The following is a 14923-nucleotide window of genomic DNA, read 5'->3' as shown; positions in this document are numbered from 1 at the left end:
GTCCGGTCCATACCACCTTCCGCCGTACCGGGGGCGCACATTGCCACAAAGGGGCGTGCGCCCAGGGACGTGCCGACTACATTCAGGAGGGCGGAGAACACCACGCTGAATCCGGAACGCGCAGGCACGGGCAGGGATGAGGGGGCACATGGCGGCGAAGGACGCACCGCCCCGCTGGGACCGCAAGATGCAGCAGCGGCTGGCGCGCGGCGAGGCGGCGGCGCTCGGCGAGCTTTACGACCGGTTCGCTTCACTCGTGCACGGTCTTGCCCACCGCGTGCTCGGAGACGAACGGGCGGCCGACAGCATCACGCGCGAGGTGTTCGCCCACGTCTGGGAGGACCCGGAGTCGTACGACCCCAGACAGGGCCCGCTGCGCTCCTGGATGGCCGCGCTCACCCACCGCCTCGCCGTACGGCGGCTGCGCGCCACCGGGGCCGCGACGCTCGCCGACGGTGACGAGGGCGGCGCGCAGGAGCTGGAGCGCAGGGTGCGCAGCGCCTCGGTGGCCGCCCGCGCCGACTACATCGTCACCTCCATGCCCGTGCCGCTGCGCGCCGCCCTGGAGCGGGCGTACTTCCGGCGCAGGGACTACCGGCAGACGGCCGCCGATCTCGGCATCACCGAGGAGGAGGCCCGCCGCCGGCTCCGCCTCGGCCTCCAGCTCCTGGCCACCGCCCACGACACGGGCTCCTCCGGGGGTCCGCCCGGTCACGGGGGTGCGGTGTGACCGGCGACGCGGACCGGTTCGAGGCACACGGGGAGCACGGCGAGGGCGCCGGGCACGACGGGACGGCGGGGCGCCGCGGGTACGGGGCCCACGAGGACGACGAGGAGCACGGGAGCCGGGGCGTGGAGAGCGCGGGCGAGGAAGACGGGACGGAGGGGAAGGGCCCGGAGGGGAAGGACCCGGAGGGGAAGGACCCGGAGGGGAAGGACCCGGAGGGGAAGGACCCGGAGGGGAAGGACCCGGAGGGGAAGGACCCGGAGGGGAAGGACGTCGACGGGCCGGGCCGCCCCCACGGCCGCCCAAGTGACCCCCACAGCCGCCCACATGATCCGAACGGACCGGGCGGCCCCCGGGAACCGGGCGGCCCCGGAGGCGGCGGTGGGCACGGCGAGGCCGGGCCGCCGCGCATACCGCTGCCGCGGGCGCCCGTCGAGGACACCGGGCTGCCGCTGCCCGATGCGGTTCCCGCGCCCCCGGGCCTGCCGCACCCGGTGCTGAAGTCGCTGCTCGGGGCGTGGGCGCTGGCCGCCTGCGCGCCGGAGGAGACGGCGGCCGTGGAGGACCACCTAGGTGTCTGCGGCACCTGCGCCGAGGAGGCCCTGCGGCTGCGCGCGGCCGTGGGCCTGCTGCACCCCACGGAGAGCCTCGACGTGGACCCGGGACTGCGCACCCGCGTCCTGGAGTCCTGCCTCGGCCGCCGGCCGCCCCGCATCCCCGTACCGGGGTGGGCCACGCCGTACGACGCGGAGGTGGCGCGGCTGGACGCGCTGCTGCAGGACATCGGGGACGCCGACTGGCACACGCCCGTACGGCTGCGGTGGTTCCGCGGGGAGGGCACGACGAGCCGCCGGACGACCGTCGCCGGGATCATCGCCCACCTGCTGAGCGTCGACGGTCTCGTCGCGGTCGCGCTCGGCCTCGACGACCCGCTGGAGACACCGGCGGAGGCCCCGACCCCGCAGGCCCGCACCGAGGCGTACTGGCGCGCCTCCCGCTTCCCGCTGACGCGCGCGGTGCGCGGGCCGTGGCGCGAGCAGAGCCACGGCCTGGTCCGTACGGTGTCCTTCGCGGGCGACGGCTCCGGCGGCCTGACGGTGCCGTACGGCGGCTTCGAGCTGCCGTTGCGCGACGCGATGGTGGACCGCGCCTTCGAGTGCTGGATCCACGCGGAGGACATCGCCGAGGCCGTGGACTACCCGTACGGGCCGCCCGCCCCGCGCCATCTGCACCGGATGATCGACCTGGCGGCCCGGATGCTGCCCGCGGTCCTGTCCGAGCGGCGCCGGGCCGGGCTCGCGGGGCCGCCGCGGCAGGTGCGCCACCTGGTGACGGCGGGCGCGCCCGGCCGCAGTCTGCGTCTGGAGATAGAGGGTCTGGGCGGGGGCGAGTGGCTGATCCCGCTGGACTCACCGGCCGCGGTGGGCTCCGCCGCGCACGAGGTCGCCCACGTGGCGCTGGACGGTGTGGAGTTCTGCCGGCTGGCCGCGGGGCACGTGCCGCCGCAGGAGGCGGCGGCCGGCCAGGACGGCGACCGGGAGGCGATCCGCGACGTCCTGTACGCGGCCGCCTCACTGAGCCGGATGTAGCCGCGCCGCGCCCGGGTGCCGGCCTAGGCGAAGACGACCGTCCGGCGCCCGTTCAGCAGGATCCGCCGCTCCGCGTGCCACTTCACCGCGCGCGCGAGCGCCTGGCACTCCACGTCCCGGCCGACGGCGACGAGCTGGTCGGGGGTCACGTCGTGGCCGACCCGCTCGACCTCCTGCTCGATGATCGGGCCCTCGTCGAGGTCGGCGGTGACGTAGTGCGCCGTGGCACCGATCAGCTTCACCCCGCGCGCGTGAGCCTGGTGGTACGGCTTGGCGCCCTTGAAGCTCGGCAGGAAGGAGTGGTGGATGTTGATGATCCGGCCGCTGAGCTGCTTGCACAGGTCGTCGGAGAGGACCTGCATGTAGCGGGCGAGGACGACGAGCTCCACGTCCTCGGCGCGCACGATCTCCAGCAGCCGCGCCTCGGCCTCCGCCTTCGTGTCCTTCGTCACCGGGATGTGGTGGAAGGGGATGTCGTACGAGGCCACGAGCTCGGCGAAGTCGGTGTGGTTGGACACCACGGCCGCGATGTCCACCGGCAGCGCGCCGATCCGCGCGCGGAACAGCAGGTCGTTCAGGCAGTGGCCGAACTTGCTGACCATGAGGACGACGCGCATCCGGTCCTCGGCCCGGTGGATCTGCCAGTCCATGTGGAAGGAGTCACCGATCGCCGCGAAGCTCGCCCGCAGCTTCTCCACGGTCACCGGGGCGTCGGCCGAGAAGTGCACCCGCATGAAGAACAGGCCCGTGTCGTGGTCGCCGAACTGCTGGCTGTCCTCGATGTTGCAGCCGGTCATGAAGAGGTAGCTCGACACGGCGTGCACGATGCCCTGCTTGTCCGGGCAGGAGAGGGTGAGGACGTACTGGTCGGCGGGGACCGCGGCTCGGTTGGGCTGCTCGTTCATGCAGGACAGAATCCCACAGACGCGCCCCGCCCGGCCGGGCGTCCCGCTCCCTGGTCACCCACGCGGCCACACACGCGCGGGCGCCCGGGCCCTGTCCGGCGCTTCCTTGCTCCGCGGACCCGTCTCGCGGGCCCCCGGTCCCGGCCCCGGCGAACCCCTTCCGCCGGGGCAAGTCCCGTCCCGGCGGACGCCCGGCCCCGCGGACCCTTGATTCGGCGGCCCCGCCCCGCGGGCCCCCGGCCCGGCGGACACCCGGCCCCGCGGGCCCCCGGTCCCGGCAAGCCCACTCCACCGAGACGAGCCCCGTACCGGCGGACGCCCGATTCCGCGGACCCCTACTCCGGCAAGCCCCGCCCCGCGGGCCCCCGGTCCCGGCAGGCCCAGTCCACCGGGGCAAGCCCCGTCCCGGCGGACCCTCAGTTTCGCAAGCCCCGCCCCGCAGGTTCCCGTCCCGGCGGGCCCCCGGCCCCGCGGGCCCCCTTCCCGGCGGGTGCCAGGTCCGGCGGGCCCCGTCCCGGCGGGCCCCCTTCCCGGCAGGCCCAGTCCGCCGCCCCTACCCCGTCCGCGTCATGATGCGCAGCACCTCGAGCGTCCGCGGTGGTGTGTCCGGGTCCTCGGCGTCGCTCGCCGCCATGCGTACGTGCGCGTCGCGGGCCGCCCGGACCGCCTCCGGCCACGCGTGGTGTTCCAGGTAGGCGGCCACCGGCGCGTCCGGTCCGACCTGGTGCATGATCCGCAGGACCCGCAGCACGGCGGTGTCCACGAGGGCCGCCTCCTGGGAGTCACGGAATATCGTGCCCACGTACTTCTCCGCGGACCAGTTGTCCAGCCAGGTGTCCTCCACCAGCCGGTAGACGGCGTCGGTGACGTCCCCGTATCCGTCGACACCGGCCAGCCAGACGTCCCGCTGGAACACCGGGTCGGAGAGCATGTGCAGCGCGGAGCGCACATTGCTGCGCCAGCGCCACCACGGCATGTCGTTCAGTGGCATGCCGCCCATGGTGGATGAGCGACGGCCGCGACGGGAAGAGTTGTCCGCACCTTGCACGACCACCGATCGTACGTTCCTCGCACGGCCGCGGCCCACGACCCCCGCAATTCACCTCCCGGCCACCTCGCGTTGACCGCTCGTCACTCCCCGGTTGGCGGTGTGGCGGAATCGTGCGCTTTCATGACCGGCAAGCGACACTTGCGCAATTTCCTCCCCGTCCGTACCCGGCCCGTCCCGGAGGGCCACGCACCGCGCGGGCGGGCAGCACGGAGAGGCGGCACGCGCACCTCCGTGCTGTCCGCGGGCGCCCTCGCGGCCTGCGCGTCGCTCGCCGTCGGCTGCGGTGTCGTCCCCGGCACCTCGGGGGGCGGCACGGACGAGCCGATCACCGTCATGACGTGGGCGCCGGAGGACACCGCCGCCACCAACAAGCCCGGCATGCCCGCCATGGCCCAGGCCTACGCCCGCTGGGTGAACTCCCGGGGCGGCCTCGACGGCCGCGAACTGCGCGTCCTGACCTGCAACGACGACAACGAAGCCGTGGGCGCCGCGGCGTGCGCCCAGCGCGCGGTCGACGAGGGCGCCGTCGCGGTCGTCGGCTCGTACAGCCAGCACGGCCGCTCCTTCCTCTCCCCCCTGGAGTCGGCGGGCATCCCGTACATGGGCGGCTACGGCGTCACCTCCGACGAGTTCACCAGCTCGATCTCCTACCCGGTCAACGGCGGCCAGTTCTCGCTCCTGGCCGGTCTCGGCGAGCAGCTCGCCGACGCCTGTGGCACCGTCGTCCTCGTCCGCCCCGACTCGGTCGTCGGCGACACCATGCCGGTGCTCCTCGACGCCGGGCTGCGCACCGGGGAGCACGCCGCCGTCACGGACCAGCTCGCCGCCGAGGACGCCACCTCGTACACGGACGCGGCCGGGCGGGCGCTGGCCCGCGCCACGTCGGACACGAGCAGCACGGGGTGCGTGGTGCCCTCGCTCGGCGACCGCACCGACACCTTCATGGACTCCTTCCGGCGCGTCCGCGACGACTCCTCCGAGGTGCGCATCGGCTCCGTGCTCGGCAGCGTCGACCAGTCGCGGCTCGACGCCACCGGCGGCAGCTCCGGGCCGTACGAGGGGGCGTACGTCACCGGCTGGTACCCGGAGGAGACCGACGCGCGCTGGAACACCATGAACGAGGTCATCGACGAGCACGCCTTCGGTGACAACCGCATCGACGCCTCGGACCCGGGGGTGCAGACCACGTGGGTGGCGTACACCGTGTTCGAGGCGGTCGTCGAGAAGCTGGGCGAGGAGGAGATCAGCGCGCGCAGCATCCGGCGGGCCCTCGACGACGGTCTGGAGGTGACCACGGGAGGGCTCACGCCGACGCTGCGCTGGCGCTTCGAGGACCTCATCGCGGCCGGTGACTTCCCGCGCCTGGTCAACTCCGACGTCACCTTCCAGGTCGTACGCGACGGCCGGCTGGTGGCCGCGCGGAAGGATTTCGTGAACGTGCGGCAGACACTGGAGAACGCCGGCTAGGCGCTCCGCCGGGGCCCGGTGCCGCACACGCCGGCGTGCTGTGGCCGGTCGCGCACTCCCGCGCCCCCGCGGGGCACGGTCAGAGCTGGGACGCCTGACGCCGGGTCAGGCCGTGGTCGGCCGCGATGGCGTTCCACAGCTCGGCGGCCTTCTCCTTCTCGGCGCTGGCCGTGGCGCTGGCCTTGTTGCCGGCCCGGGTCTCGCCGGTGGTGCGCGCCTCGCCCTTGCGGCAGCCCTTCTTGCCGGCGGCCTGGTCGGCCCAGGCGGCGTAGTGGTTGTCGGCGGACTCGGAGGCCTTCCAGGCGCTGGTGAGCGCGGCGGTCAGCTCGGCGTGGTTCGGCAGCTTGTCGACGGAGAGCTCCGACAGCCGGGTGACGAGGTCGCTGCGCTGCTGTGCGGCGTCGCGCAGATCGGCGGCCGCCCGGTCGAGGTCCTTGCACGCCTTGACGTCGCCGACCGCGTTGATCACGCTCTCCCGGCTGTCGCCGCTGTCCGCCAGCAACTGGTCCAGGGCGACGGCCTGTTCCTTCGCCGGGTCGGTGTCCGGTGACGCCGACGCGGGGTCGGACGCGGCCGCCGCGACGGCCGGGTCGACGCTCTGCTTCTGCCCGTCGCCGCCTCCGCCGTCGCCGCTGCCGAGCAGGGCGCCCGCGCCGATGCCGAGCGCGGCGATGCCGACGCCGACGGCCGCGATCAGCGGCACCCGGGAGCCGGTGCGCCCGCGGTCGGTGTCACGGCGGGCGGCGGCCCGGCCACCGGCCGCCGCGTGGGGCGGTCTGGGGCCCTGCGCCCCCCGTCCGTCCCCGGCGGCCTGCGGGTGCGGCCGCTGGGCGGGCCCGGCCGCGGCGTCGCCCGGCTCGCTGCGGAACAGGTTGTCGAACACGTCCGGGGGGGTGCGCTGCGGCGGCGCGGCACCCGGCTGCTGCTGCGCCGGGACGGGCGGGAGGTACTGCGTGGCCTGGGCGTCCGGCCCGGGCGCGGCGGGCATCTCGGGCGGCAGGGCGCCCGGGCCGACCGGCGGTATGTACTGGGTGGCGGCCTCGGCGGCGTGCGGCGGCGTTCCGTACGCCTGTGCCGCGTGCCCCTGCGCCGCGTGCCCCTGTGCCTCGTACTGCGTTCCGTACGCCGGTGACTCGGTGCCGTACGGCAGCGGCCGGGGTGAGCGCGCCCCCTCGGGCGGCAGCGGTCCCGCACCCGGCGGTGCCGGCGGCGTCTGCTGCTGCGCGGGCATCCGTGGCTGCTCCGGGGGCTGTGACGCATCCCACCCCCGCGCGTCCCAGTGCTGCGTCGGCGGCTCCTGGGCCGCCGACGGGCCCGGGCTCCAGGGCTGGTCCCAGGTCCGGCCGGGGGCCACGACCGCCTGCTCACCGGGGAGGAGGGGCGCACCGCCGTCGGAGGGCAGCACGACGCCTTCGCGCGGTATCCGCGCCGAGGGCTCCCCGCCCTGTCCACTCTGCGTCACCGGGACTCCTCCTGATGGGGACCTGCCGACATCGTCGGCCCACGCTACCGGGTCCGCGTGACGAGGTCCCCCCGAAGCCCCCTCCCGGATCACCGGGGGCACGGTCATCACCCGTGCCCCCGGCGCCCGTTCAGGCCGCGGTCTGCAGCTCCAGCCGCGCGCCGAACTCCCGTACCACCGCCTCGTCACGGAACGGCTCCAGCCGTTGCTGGAAGTCCTCCAGGTAGTCGGCGCCGCGGCCCGACCGCACGGTGCCGAGCAGTTCGACCGCCTGCAGGCCCGTGTGGCAGGCCTGTTCGACGTCGCGCTGCTGCACCTGCGCGGTGGCCAGCAGGACGAGTCCGATGGCGCGCCGCCGGGCCCGGGACTCGGGGTGCCCCGCCAGGGCCTCCTCGGCGCGCCGCGCGGCCGCCGTGGCCTGCCCCAGGTCGCGGTGGCAGTGCGCCAGCTCGTCGGCGAGGTACGCCTCGTCGAAGTGCCGGATCCACACCGGGTCGTCACCGGACTTCGCGTCGGCCCCCTCCAGGGCCTCGACCGCGCGCCCGGCCGCCTGCTGGGTCGCCTTCGCGTCGCCCATCAGCGCGTGCCCCCGCGCCTCCGCGGCGTAGAACATGGACTCCGCGCGCGGAGTGACGCGCCCCCGCGCCCCCTCCTGCGCCGCGCGCGCCAGTTGCGCGATCTCCCGCGGATTGCCGAGCTGCGCCGCCAGGTGGCTCATGGACGCGGCCAGGACGTACCCGCCGTACCCGCGGTCGCCCGCCGCCTGCGCGAGCCGCAGCGCCTGGATGTAGTAGCGCTGGGCGAGCCCCGGCTGACCGGTGTCGACGGCCATGTACCCGGCGAGCTCCGTCAACCGGGCGACCGCCGCGAACAGTTCCCGCCCGACGGCCTCCCGGTACGAGCCGGCCAGCAGCCCGGAGACCACGCTGTTCAGGTAGTGCACGACCACCGGGCGCACGTGCCCGCTGCCGTAGGTGTGGTCGAGGTCCGTCAGCGCCTGGGTCATCGACTTCACGGCCGCCACGTCGGCGGCCCCGACCCGCGGCCCGGCCGAGCGCGCCACCTGCGGGTCCGGCAGGGAGATCAGCCAGTCCCGGCTCGGCTCGACCAGCGCGGAGGCGGCGACCGAGGACCCGGAGAGGAAGTCCCGGCGGCCGACGTCGCTGCGCCAGAGCTCGCAGACCTGCTCGATGGCCCCGAGCACGGTCGGCGAGAACTGCAGGCCGACACCGGAGGCCAGGTTCTTGCCGTTGGCCATGCCGATCTCGTCGATCGTGACGGTACGGCCCAGTTTGCGGCCGAGGGCCTCGGCGATGATGCCGGGCGCCCGCCCGCGCGGCTGCTGTCCGCGCAGCCAGCGCGCCACGGACGTCTTGTCGTAGCGCAGGTCGAGACCGTGCTCCGCGCCGCACATGTTGACTCTGCGGGCGAGCCCCGCGTTGGAGCAGCCCGCTTCCTGGATGAGCGCCTGGAGCCGTTCGTTCGGCTGCCTGGCGACGAGAGGCCTTGCGGCCATGGTGTGTACCCCCTGTGGCTGCGGTGCCTGCCCGCGCACCGAGTTGACGTGCCTTCACCGGCCGTTCCCTGTCGGCGGCACCCGGCGGGCACCCGCGTTCCTCACCGCCGTACGCGCCGGCGGGACCCGGCCTTGACGATCAATGCCCCGCGGACATACCGAGAATGCGAGACTTACGAGGATTGCCGGGGTAAAGGCAGCTACCGTCCCCCGTACGTGGTTACCCGGCGTCTGCCGTTCTTCCTCCCGCGCGCCCCCACGTGTGCACCCATGCGCCCCGGACGCCGAAACGGTGCTCCTCCCCCGCGCACGCGACATCCGTAACCCCTGATGACGGCTAGAGTTGTGTTCATCGTGGAAGAGACCATCGCGGGCCCTGAAGCTGCCCAAATTCCGGTTCAGCGCGGCGAATCGCTCCTGGAAGCCGCAGTACGTTATGCCGAAGAGCGCCACTGGGACGTGTTCCCCGGGACCTGGCTGGAGACCGTCGACGGCGTCCAGGTCTGCTCGTGCGGCCAGTCGGCCTGTGCCGTCCCCGGTGCCCACCCGGCGGGCGAGGACTGGGCGACCCGGGCGACGGGCAGCGCGACCGTCGCGCGCCGCATGTGGTCCGAGCAGCCGAACGCCTCGATCCTGCTGCCGACCGGCCACACGTTCGACGCCATCGACGTGCCCGAGAGCGCCGGACTCCTCGCGCTGGCCCGGATGGAGCGCATGGATCTCACCCTCGGTCCGGTGACCTGGACACCGGACCGGCGCATGCAGTTCTTCGTGCTGCCCGGCGCCTCGGTGAAGGTGCCGGATCTCGTACGGAAGTTGGGCTGGTCCCCGCTGACCCTCGACCTGACCACGCTCGGCGAGGGCCAGTACGTGGCGGCACCGCCCACGCGGTACGGCACCCGGGGCCCGGTGCAGTGGGCGCGCCGCCCCACCGCGGCGAACCGCTGGCTGCCGGACGCGGAGGAGCTCATCTCCCCGCTGGCGTACGCGTGCGGGCGGGACGGGCGGCGGTAGGCGTTCCGCTCACGGTCCGGTACGTGACTGCGGGATCGCCGTGGCCGGTCACGCAGTTCCCCGCGTCCCTGAGGGGCGCAACCCTCGTATCGTGATCGTATGAGTGAGGGTTCAGCGGGTGCGGTCGCCGTACGCGTGCGGGGCCTGACGAAGCGGTTCGGCGAGCAGGTCGCCGTCGCCGGTATCGACCTGGAGCTGCCCGCGGGCCGCTGCATCGGCCTGGTCGGGCCGAACGGGGCGGGCAAGACGACCACCCTGTCCATGCTCACCGGTCTGCTCCGCCCCGACCAGGGCACCGCCGAGGTCGCCGGGTTCGACGTGTGGCGGGACCCGGTCGAGGTGAAGTCCCGCATCGGGGTCCTCCCCGAGGGGCTGCGGCTCTTCGAGCGGCTCTCCGGGCGGGAACTCCTCGCGTACACGGGCGGACTGCGCGGTCTGCCCGGGGCCGAGGCCGACCGGCGTGCCGCCCGGCTCCTCGACGTCCTCGACCTCGCGGGCGCCCGGCACAAACTCCTCGTGGACTGCTCGCCCGGCATGCGCAGGAGACTGGGTCTCGCCGCGGCCCTCCTCCACAGTCCCGAGATCCTCTTCCTGGACGAGCCGTTCGAGGGGGTCGACCCCGTCTCGGCGCAGGTCATCCGCGGTGTCCTGGAGCGGTACACCGCGTCGGGCGCCACCGTCGTCCTCTCCTCCCACGTCATGGCACTGGCCGAGTCGCTGTGCGACTGGGTGGCCGTCATGGCCGCCGGCCGCGTCCGCGCGCACGGCCCGCTCGCGGAGGTACGGGGGGACGCGCCCTCGCTCCAGCGGGCCTTCCCGGAACTGGTCGGCGCGACCGGCCGGGACGCCGGCCCGGACCTGGACCGGACGTGCCGCCTCGCCCGGCTGATGACCTCGCCGGACGGTTCCACCCTGCCGGCCGCGGGACAGGACGCGCGGGAGGTGCGGCACCGGTCGCGCCCGGCGGGCCCCGGCCGTCTCCTGCCCCAGGGGCGTACCGGCGCCACCGTGGAGCGCGGTCTGCGGTACGCGTGGCGCGACCCGAGGACCAGGACGGCCTGGGTGACCTCGCTGGCGATCGGCCTGATCGTGCCGGTGTTCAACGCCCTGCAGAACACCGGCTCGGTCTGGTTCGCGTGCTTCGCCGCCGGGATGCTCGGCGTCCAGATGTACAACCAGTTCGGGCCGGACGCGTCCGCGTTCTGGATGGTCGCGCTGACCATCGCCTCGCCCCGGGACGCGTACGTCGAGCTGCGCGGCCGGGCGCTCGCCCTGCTGGTGATCAGCCTGCCGTACGCGACGCTCGTGACCGTCCTGACCACCGCGATGCTCGGCGACTGGCCCGCGCTGCCCGGTGCGCTGGGCCTCTCCTTCGCGCTGCTCGGCGCGATGCTGGCCACCGGGGCCTGGTCCTCGGCCCGCTTCCCGTACCCCGTCCCGCAGGAGGGCCACAAGAACGTCACCCCGGGGCAGGCGGGCCTCGCCTGGATCCCGGTCTTCGGCGGCATGGTGGCGGCGGCCCTGCTGTGTCTGCCCGTCATCGCCCTGACCGTCTGGCTGCACCTCGTCCCGGGCGGCACCGCCCGGACATGGCTGCTGCTGCCGCTGGGCACCGCGTACGGGGCGGGTGTCGGGTTCGCCGGCCTGCGGCTGGCGGCGCCGCGGACGGCCCGGCGGCTGCCGGAGATCCTGGCCGCGGTCGGCAGGGGGTGAACCGTGCGGACGGGCCCGTCCTACTCCTCGCCCTCGGGGTGTTCGGGGGCGTGCCCGGGTGCGTCGTCCAGGTCCCAGGGGTCGCGGGGGTCGAGGAGGCCGTCCAGGAAGGGCTCGATGGCCGTGCGCCAGGCGTCCGGCTGGTCGTAGTGGACGAGGTGGCCGGCGTCGGCGACCTCCGCGTACTCCCCGCGGGGCAGGACGCGGACCATCTCCTGGGACTCCGCGCGGCCCAGCTCGCCGTCGAGGCCGCGTACGACGAGCGTCGGGCACCGTACCTGGGCCAGCTCCTCCCAGTGGGCGTCGTACACCCACGCCTCGCGGGACCTGAGCATCACCTCGGGGGAGAAGACGGGGCGCCAGCCGTCCGGGCACTCGTGCATGACCTCGGCGTAGAACTCACCGCGTGCCGCGTTGCGGCGCTCCACCCAGGGGTCGTCCTCGCCGAACCACTTGCGGACGTCGGCGAGCGTGGCGAAGGGCAGGGGCCAGGCGTCGAACCAGTTCTCCCACTCGCGCTGCGAGGCCGCGCCCAGCGCCGAGGCCCGCATGTCGCAGATGATCAGCCCGCGCACCAGTTCCGGGCGCTTGGCGGCGAGCTGCCAGGCGGTCAGCGCGCCCATGGCGTGGCCGATGACGACGGCCGGGGCGAGGCCGAGCTGTTCCAGGGCGGCCGCGGCGTCGTCGACGTAGGCCTCGCGCGTGTACTCGCCCTCGGCCGGTTTGCCGCTCTGTCCGTGACCGCGCTGGTCGAGCGCGACGGCGCGGTGCCGCTCGGAGAGCCAGCGGGCGGTGGACGCCCAGTGCGAGGCACGGCCCATCAGACCGTGCAGCAACAGCACGCCCGGCAGGTCCCCTCCCTGCGGGTCCTCCTTGGGCGGGTCGGCGAACTCCCAGGCAGCGAGACGCAGGCCGCCCGCTCCGGTCACGTCGATGCGTCGCACCATTGGCACCCCCCAGGCTCCGCTCGGACCGCTCGCTCCCGCTCGAGCCGGCCGGTCCGCTTCTCACCGCTGTCGTTCTGTGCTTGTGCTCCTGCGTGCTGGTCCTGCTGTCGTGCTCGATGCGCCGCTCCGGCGGGACACTTTATCGAAAAAGTTTTCGATAATGGCGTTCCTGACGGCAACACCCCTCGTTCGAGTGACCCCGCTCAAGGATTGCCCGCTGCCACCGAGGGGAGATCTTCAGCGGGGGGCGGACCGCTCGGGGAAAACGGTCCGGGGGATACGACCCTGAGAGCTCGGGGCTCCGGGTCGGCACAGGGGAGGACAGGCCCCGGCGCCACACGGCGCCGGGGCCCTTCCACGTCTACGCGGCACATCTCGCGCCCCCTCTCCGGCCGCCGGGACACCGCCGCGAGCGGCCAGGAGTTCCCAGTCATATGCCTCATGCGCAAGCCTCGCACGGGAACGCCCGGAGCGCTGCGATTCGGCGTACTGGATCTTGCCTGCCGGTGCCCGGGCGCCCGGCCGTCAGGGCCTGGCCGTCGCCGCCCGGCCGTCAGCGCTTGGCGACGAACACGTGGGACGCGACCTCGTTCTCCAGCTCCGCGGCCTCGCCGCTGCTGCCCACGAGCACCCCGCCCGCCGACTCGGTCACGCTCACCACGGAGCCGGGCTGCACGCCCGCGCGGCGCAGCGTGTACATGAGCTGCGCGTCCGTCTGGATCGGCTCGCCGATGCGCCGCACCACGACCGTCTTGCCCTCCAGCCCAGGGTCGAGGTCGGCCAGCGACACCATGCCCTCGTCCAGGAACGGGTCCACGGGCCCCTTCTCGCCCAGCTCCTCCAGGCCCGGGATCGGGTTCCCGTACGGCGACTCGGTCGGGTGGCGCAGCAGCTCCAGCACCCGCCGCTCCACGGCCTCGCTCATCACGTGCTCCCAGCGGCAGGCCTCGGCGTGCACCTGCTCCCACTCCAGGCCGATCACGTCGACGAGCAGACACTCGGCGAGGCGGTGCTTGCGCATCACGCGCGTGGCGAGCCGGCGCCCCTCCTCCGTGAGCTCCAGGTGGCGGTCCGGGGCGACCGCCAGCAGGCCGTCGCGCTCCATGCGCGCCACGGTCTGGCTGACCGTCGGGCCGCTCTGATCGAGCCGTTCGGCGATCCGGGCGCGCATCGGGACCACACCTTCCTCCTCCAGTTCGAGGATGGTGCGGAGATACATCTCCGTCGTGTCGATCAGTCCGGACATACGTGCCCCTCGATGAGATTGCCGAGGGCTCTGCGGCTCCTCGGCGTGTGCGCTGGCCCTGCATTCAATTCTGCCGGATACCACTGACAACCGTGCCGCGCCGTCGGAAGGCGGCTCCATCGCAGCACCCGTGGCCACAGAGGCCCCAGGGCCGGTCCGACCGTACACCTGTACGGGGGTGGGACGGCGCCGTCCCCGTCCGTCGAACGCGCCGGTGCCCCGCACGGTTCCGGCCGCCCCGGCGGACCGCGTCCGGCCGTATTGACAGCCCACTGGTCCAGACCGCAACGTGATCCGCGACATGACGGGGAGCACCGGAGCGGAAGGACCCGCGCGGATGGGCGACGGCACGCTGGCGGAGCAGTTCTTCGACGCGGCGGCGGACCTGCTGCGGCGGGTGCGCGAGGAGGAGGCGGGGGCGATCGCGGCGGCCGGTGAGCTGATCGCCGGCACGGTGACCGGCGGCGGCCGGCTCTTCGCCTTCGGCGCCGGGCACTCCTCGCTCGCCGCCCAGGACATCGTCTACCGCGCGGGCGGCCTCGCCCTGATGAACCTGCTGACGGTGCCGGGCGTGACCGGAGTCGACGTGGTCCCCGCGACGCTCGGCTCCGCGCTGGAACGGGTGGCCGGGCTGGCGACCGCCGTCCTGGACGCCGGCCCCCTGCGCGCCGGCGACCTCCTGGTGGTCGTCTCCCTCTCCGGGCGCAACGCGCTCCCGGTCGAGATGGCCTCCGGCGCCCGCGCGCGCGGGGTGAAGGTCATCGGCGTGACCTCGGTGGCGTACGCCGCGCAGACCACGTCACGGCACGGGTCCGGCACGTTCCTCAAGGACCACTGCGACATCGTCCTCGACTCCAAGATCGCGCCCGGGGACGCGGAGCTCACCGCCGAGGGCGTGGCGGCCCCGTTCGCACCCGCGTCCACCGTCGTCACGACCGCGCTCCTGCAGGCGGTCATGGCCACGGCCGCGGGCACCCTCGCCGCCCGCGGCGTCGAGCCCCCGCTGCTGCGCTCGGGCAACGTGGACGGCGGGCTCGACTGGAACGACCGCGTCCAGGACGAGTACGGCGACCGGATCTTCTACCGGCGCCGCTGAGCTCCGGACGGCACCGGCGGGCTTCGGACGGCACCGGCGGGCTCCGGGCGGACGCCCCACGCGTGCCCAGCGTGCGCCCCGCCCGGTGAACGCCACGGCGAGCACCTCTGGAATTCCTCAGAACTTGCGGGAACCCGCTGTGTGCGGAGTCGCGTTCAAGTTGAATGATTGCGAAGGAGCGAACCGTCGC

General features: G+C 74.3%; 12 protein-coding genes. 6 read left to right on the top strand and 6 right to left on the bottom strand.

What is annotated here, in order from left to right; all coding sequences use genetic code 11:
* Nucleotides 1–148: 148 nt before the first annotated feature.
* Both IEZ04_RS00965 and IEZ04_RS00960 read left to right on the top strand, forming a co-directional pair.
* On the top strand, nt 149–730 hold the full coding sequence (locus tag IEZ04_RS00965) for a sigma-70 family RNA polymerase sigma factor (RefSeq protein WP_189214669.1): 582 nt from the start codon (nt 149–151) through the stop codon (nt 728–730).
* A complete protein-coding gene (locus IEZ04_RS00960; RefSeq protein ID WP_229820767.1) occupies nt 727–2316 on the top strand; it encodes a maleylpyruvate isomerase N-terminal domain-containing protein in 1590 nt (529 codons plus the stop codon). The genes IEZ04_RS00965 and IEZ04_RS00960 overlap by 4 nt, the downstream gene beginning before the upstream one ends.
* 23 nt (nt 2317–2339) lie before the next feature.
* On the opposite strand, the gene purU is transcribed toward IEZ04_RS00960, so the two are convergent.
* On the bottom strand, nt 2340–3221 hold the full coding sequence (purU, locus tag IEZ04_RS00955) for a formyltetrahydrofolate deformylase (protein WP_189214668.1): 882 nt from the start codon (nt 3219–3221) through the stop codon (nt 2340–2342).
* 553 nt (nt 3222–3774) lie between these two features.
* Nucleotides 3775–4221: an SCO4402 family protein gene (locus IEZ04_RS00950; RefSeq protein WP_428838052.1), complete on the bottom strand. Its 447-nt coding sequence runs from the start codon at nt 4219–4221 to the stop codon at nt 3775–3777.
* A 171-nt stretch (nt 4222–4392) separates the two neighbouring features.
* Here IEZ04_RS00950 and IEZ04_RS00945 point away from each other — a divergent pair, with 171 nt between their 5' ends.
* Nucleotides 4393–5739 (top strand): ABC transporter substrate-binding protein, encoded by a 1347-nt coding sequence (locus IEZ04_RS00945; protein ID WP_189214666.1) that lies wholly within the window; start codon nt 4393–4395, stop codon nt 5737–5739.
* Nucleotides 5740–5818: 79 nt separating this feature from the next.
* Here the strand turns inward: IEZ04_RS00945 and IEZ04_RS00940 are convergent, their stop codons facing one another.
* Together IEZ04_RS00940 and IEZ04_RS00935 are read right to left on the bottom strand one after the other, a co-directional pair.
* Nucleotides 5819–7201, bottom strand: coding sequence for a hypothetical protein (locus IEZ04_RS00940; RefSeq protein WP_189214665.1), 1383 nt, complete (start codon nt 7199–7201; stop codon nt 5819–5821).
* 130 nt (nt 7202–7331) lie between these two features.
* Nucleotides 7332–8717, bottom strand: a complete 1386-nt coding sequence (locus IEZ04_RS00935) for an NsdA family TPR-like regulatory protein (RefSeq protein WP_189214664.1) — start codon at nt 8715–8717, stop codon at nt 7332–7334.
* A 330-nt stretch (nt 8718–9047) separates the two neighbouring features.
* Here IEZ04_RS00935 and IEZ04_RS00930 point away from each other — a divergent pair, with 330 nt between their 5' ends.
* Entirely contained in the window at nt 9048–9731 is a 684-nt protein-coding gene (locus IEZ04_RS00930; RefSeq protein WP_373296230.1) for a bifunctional DNA primase/polymerase, read from the top strand.
* A 99-nt stretch (nt 9732–9830) separates the two neighbouring features.
* Nucleotides 9831–11444 (top strand): ABC transporter ATP-binding protein, encoded by a 1614-nt coding sequence (locus tag IEZ04_RS34535; RefSeq protein ID WP_229820765.1) that lies wholly within the window; start codon nt 9831–9833, stop codon nt 11442–11444.
* A gap of 20 nt (nt 11445–11464) precedes the next feature.
* On the opposite strand, the gene IEZ04_RS00915 is transcribed toward IEZ04_RS34535, so the two are convergent.
* Nucleotides 11465–12391 (bottom strand): alpha/beta fold hydrolase, encoded by a 927-nt coding sequence (locus IEZ04_RS00915; protein WP_189214662.1) that lies wholly within the window; start codon nt 12389–12391, stop codon nt 11465–11467.
* Nucleotides 12392–12944: 553 nt separating this feature from the next.
* Entirely contained in the window at nt 12945–13637 is a 693-nt protein-coding gene (locus IEZ04_RS00910) for an iron-dependent transcriptional repressor DtxR (RefSeq protein ID WP_189214661.1), read from the bottom strand.
* Nucleotides 13638–13974: 337 nt separating this feature from the next.
* On the opposite strand from IEZ04_RS00910, the gene IEZ04_RS00905 reads away from it, so the two are divergent.
* A complete protein-coding gene (locus IEZ04_RS00905) occupies nt 13975–14733 on the top strand; it encodes an SIS domain-containing protein (protein WP_189214660.1) in 759 nt (252 codons plus the stop codon).
* The last annotated feature ends 190 nt before the right edge of the window (nt 14734–14923 follow it).

The organism is Streptomyces ruber (assembly GCF_014648075.1).
GTDB lineage: Bacteria > Actinomycetota > Actinomycetes > Streptomycetales > Streptomycetaceae > Streptomyces > Streptomyces ruber.
Note: the sequence above shows the minus strand (reverse complement) of the source record. Positions and strands in the feature narration are given on the sequence as shown.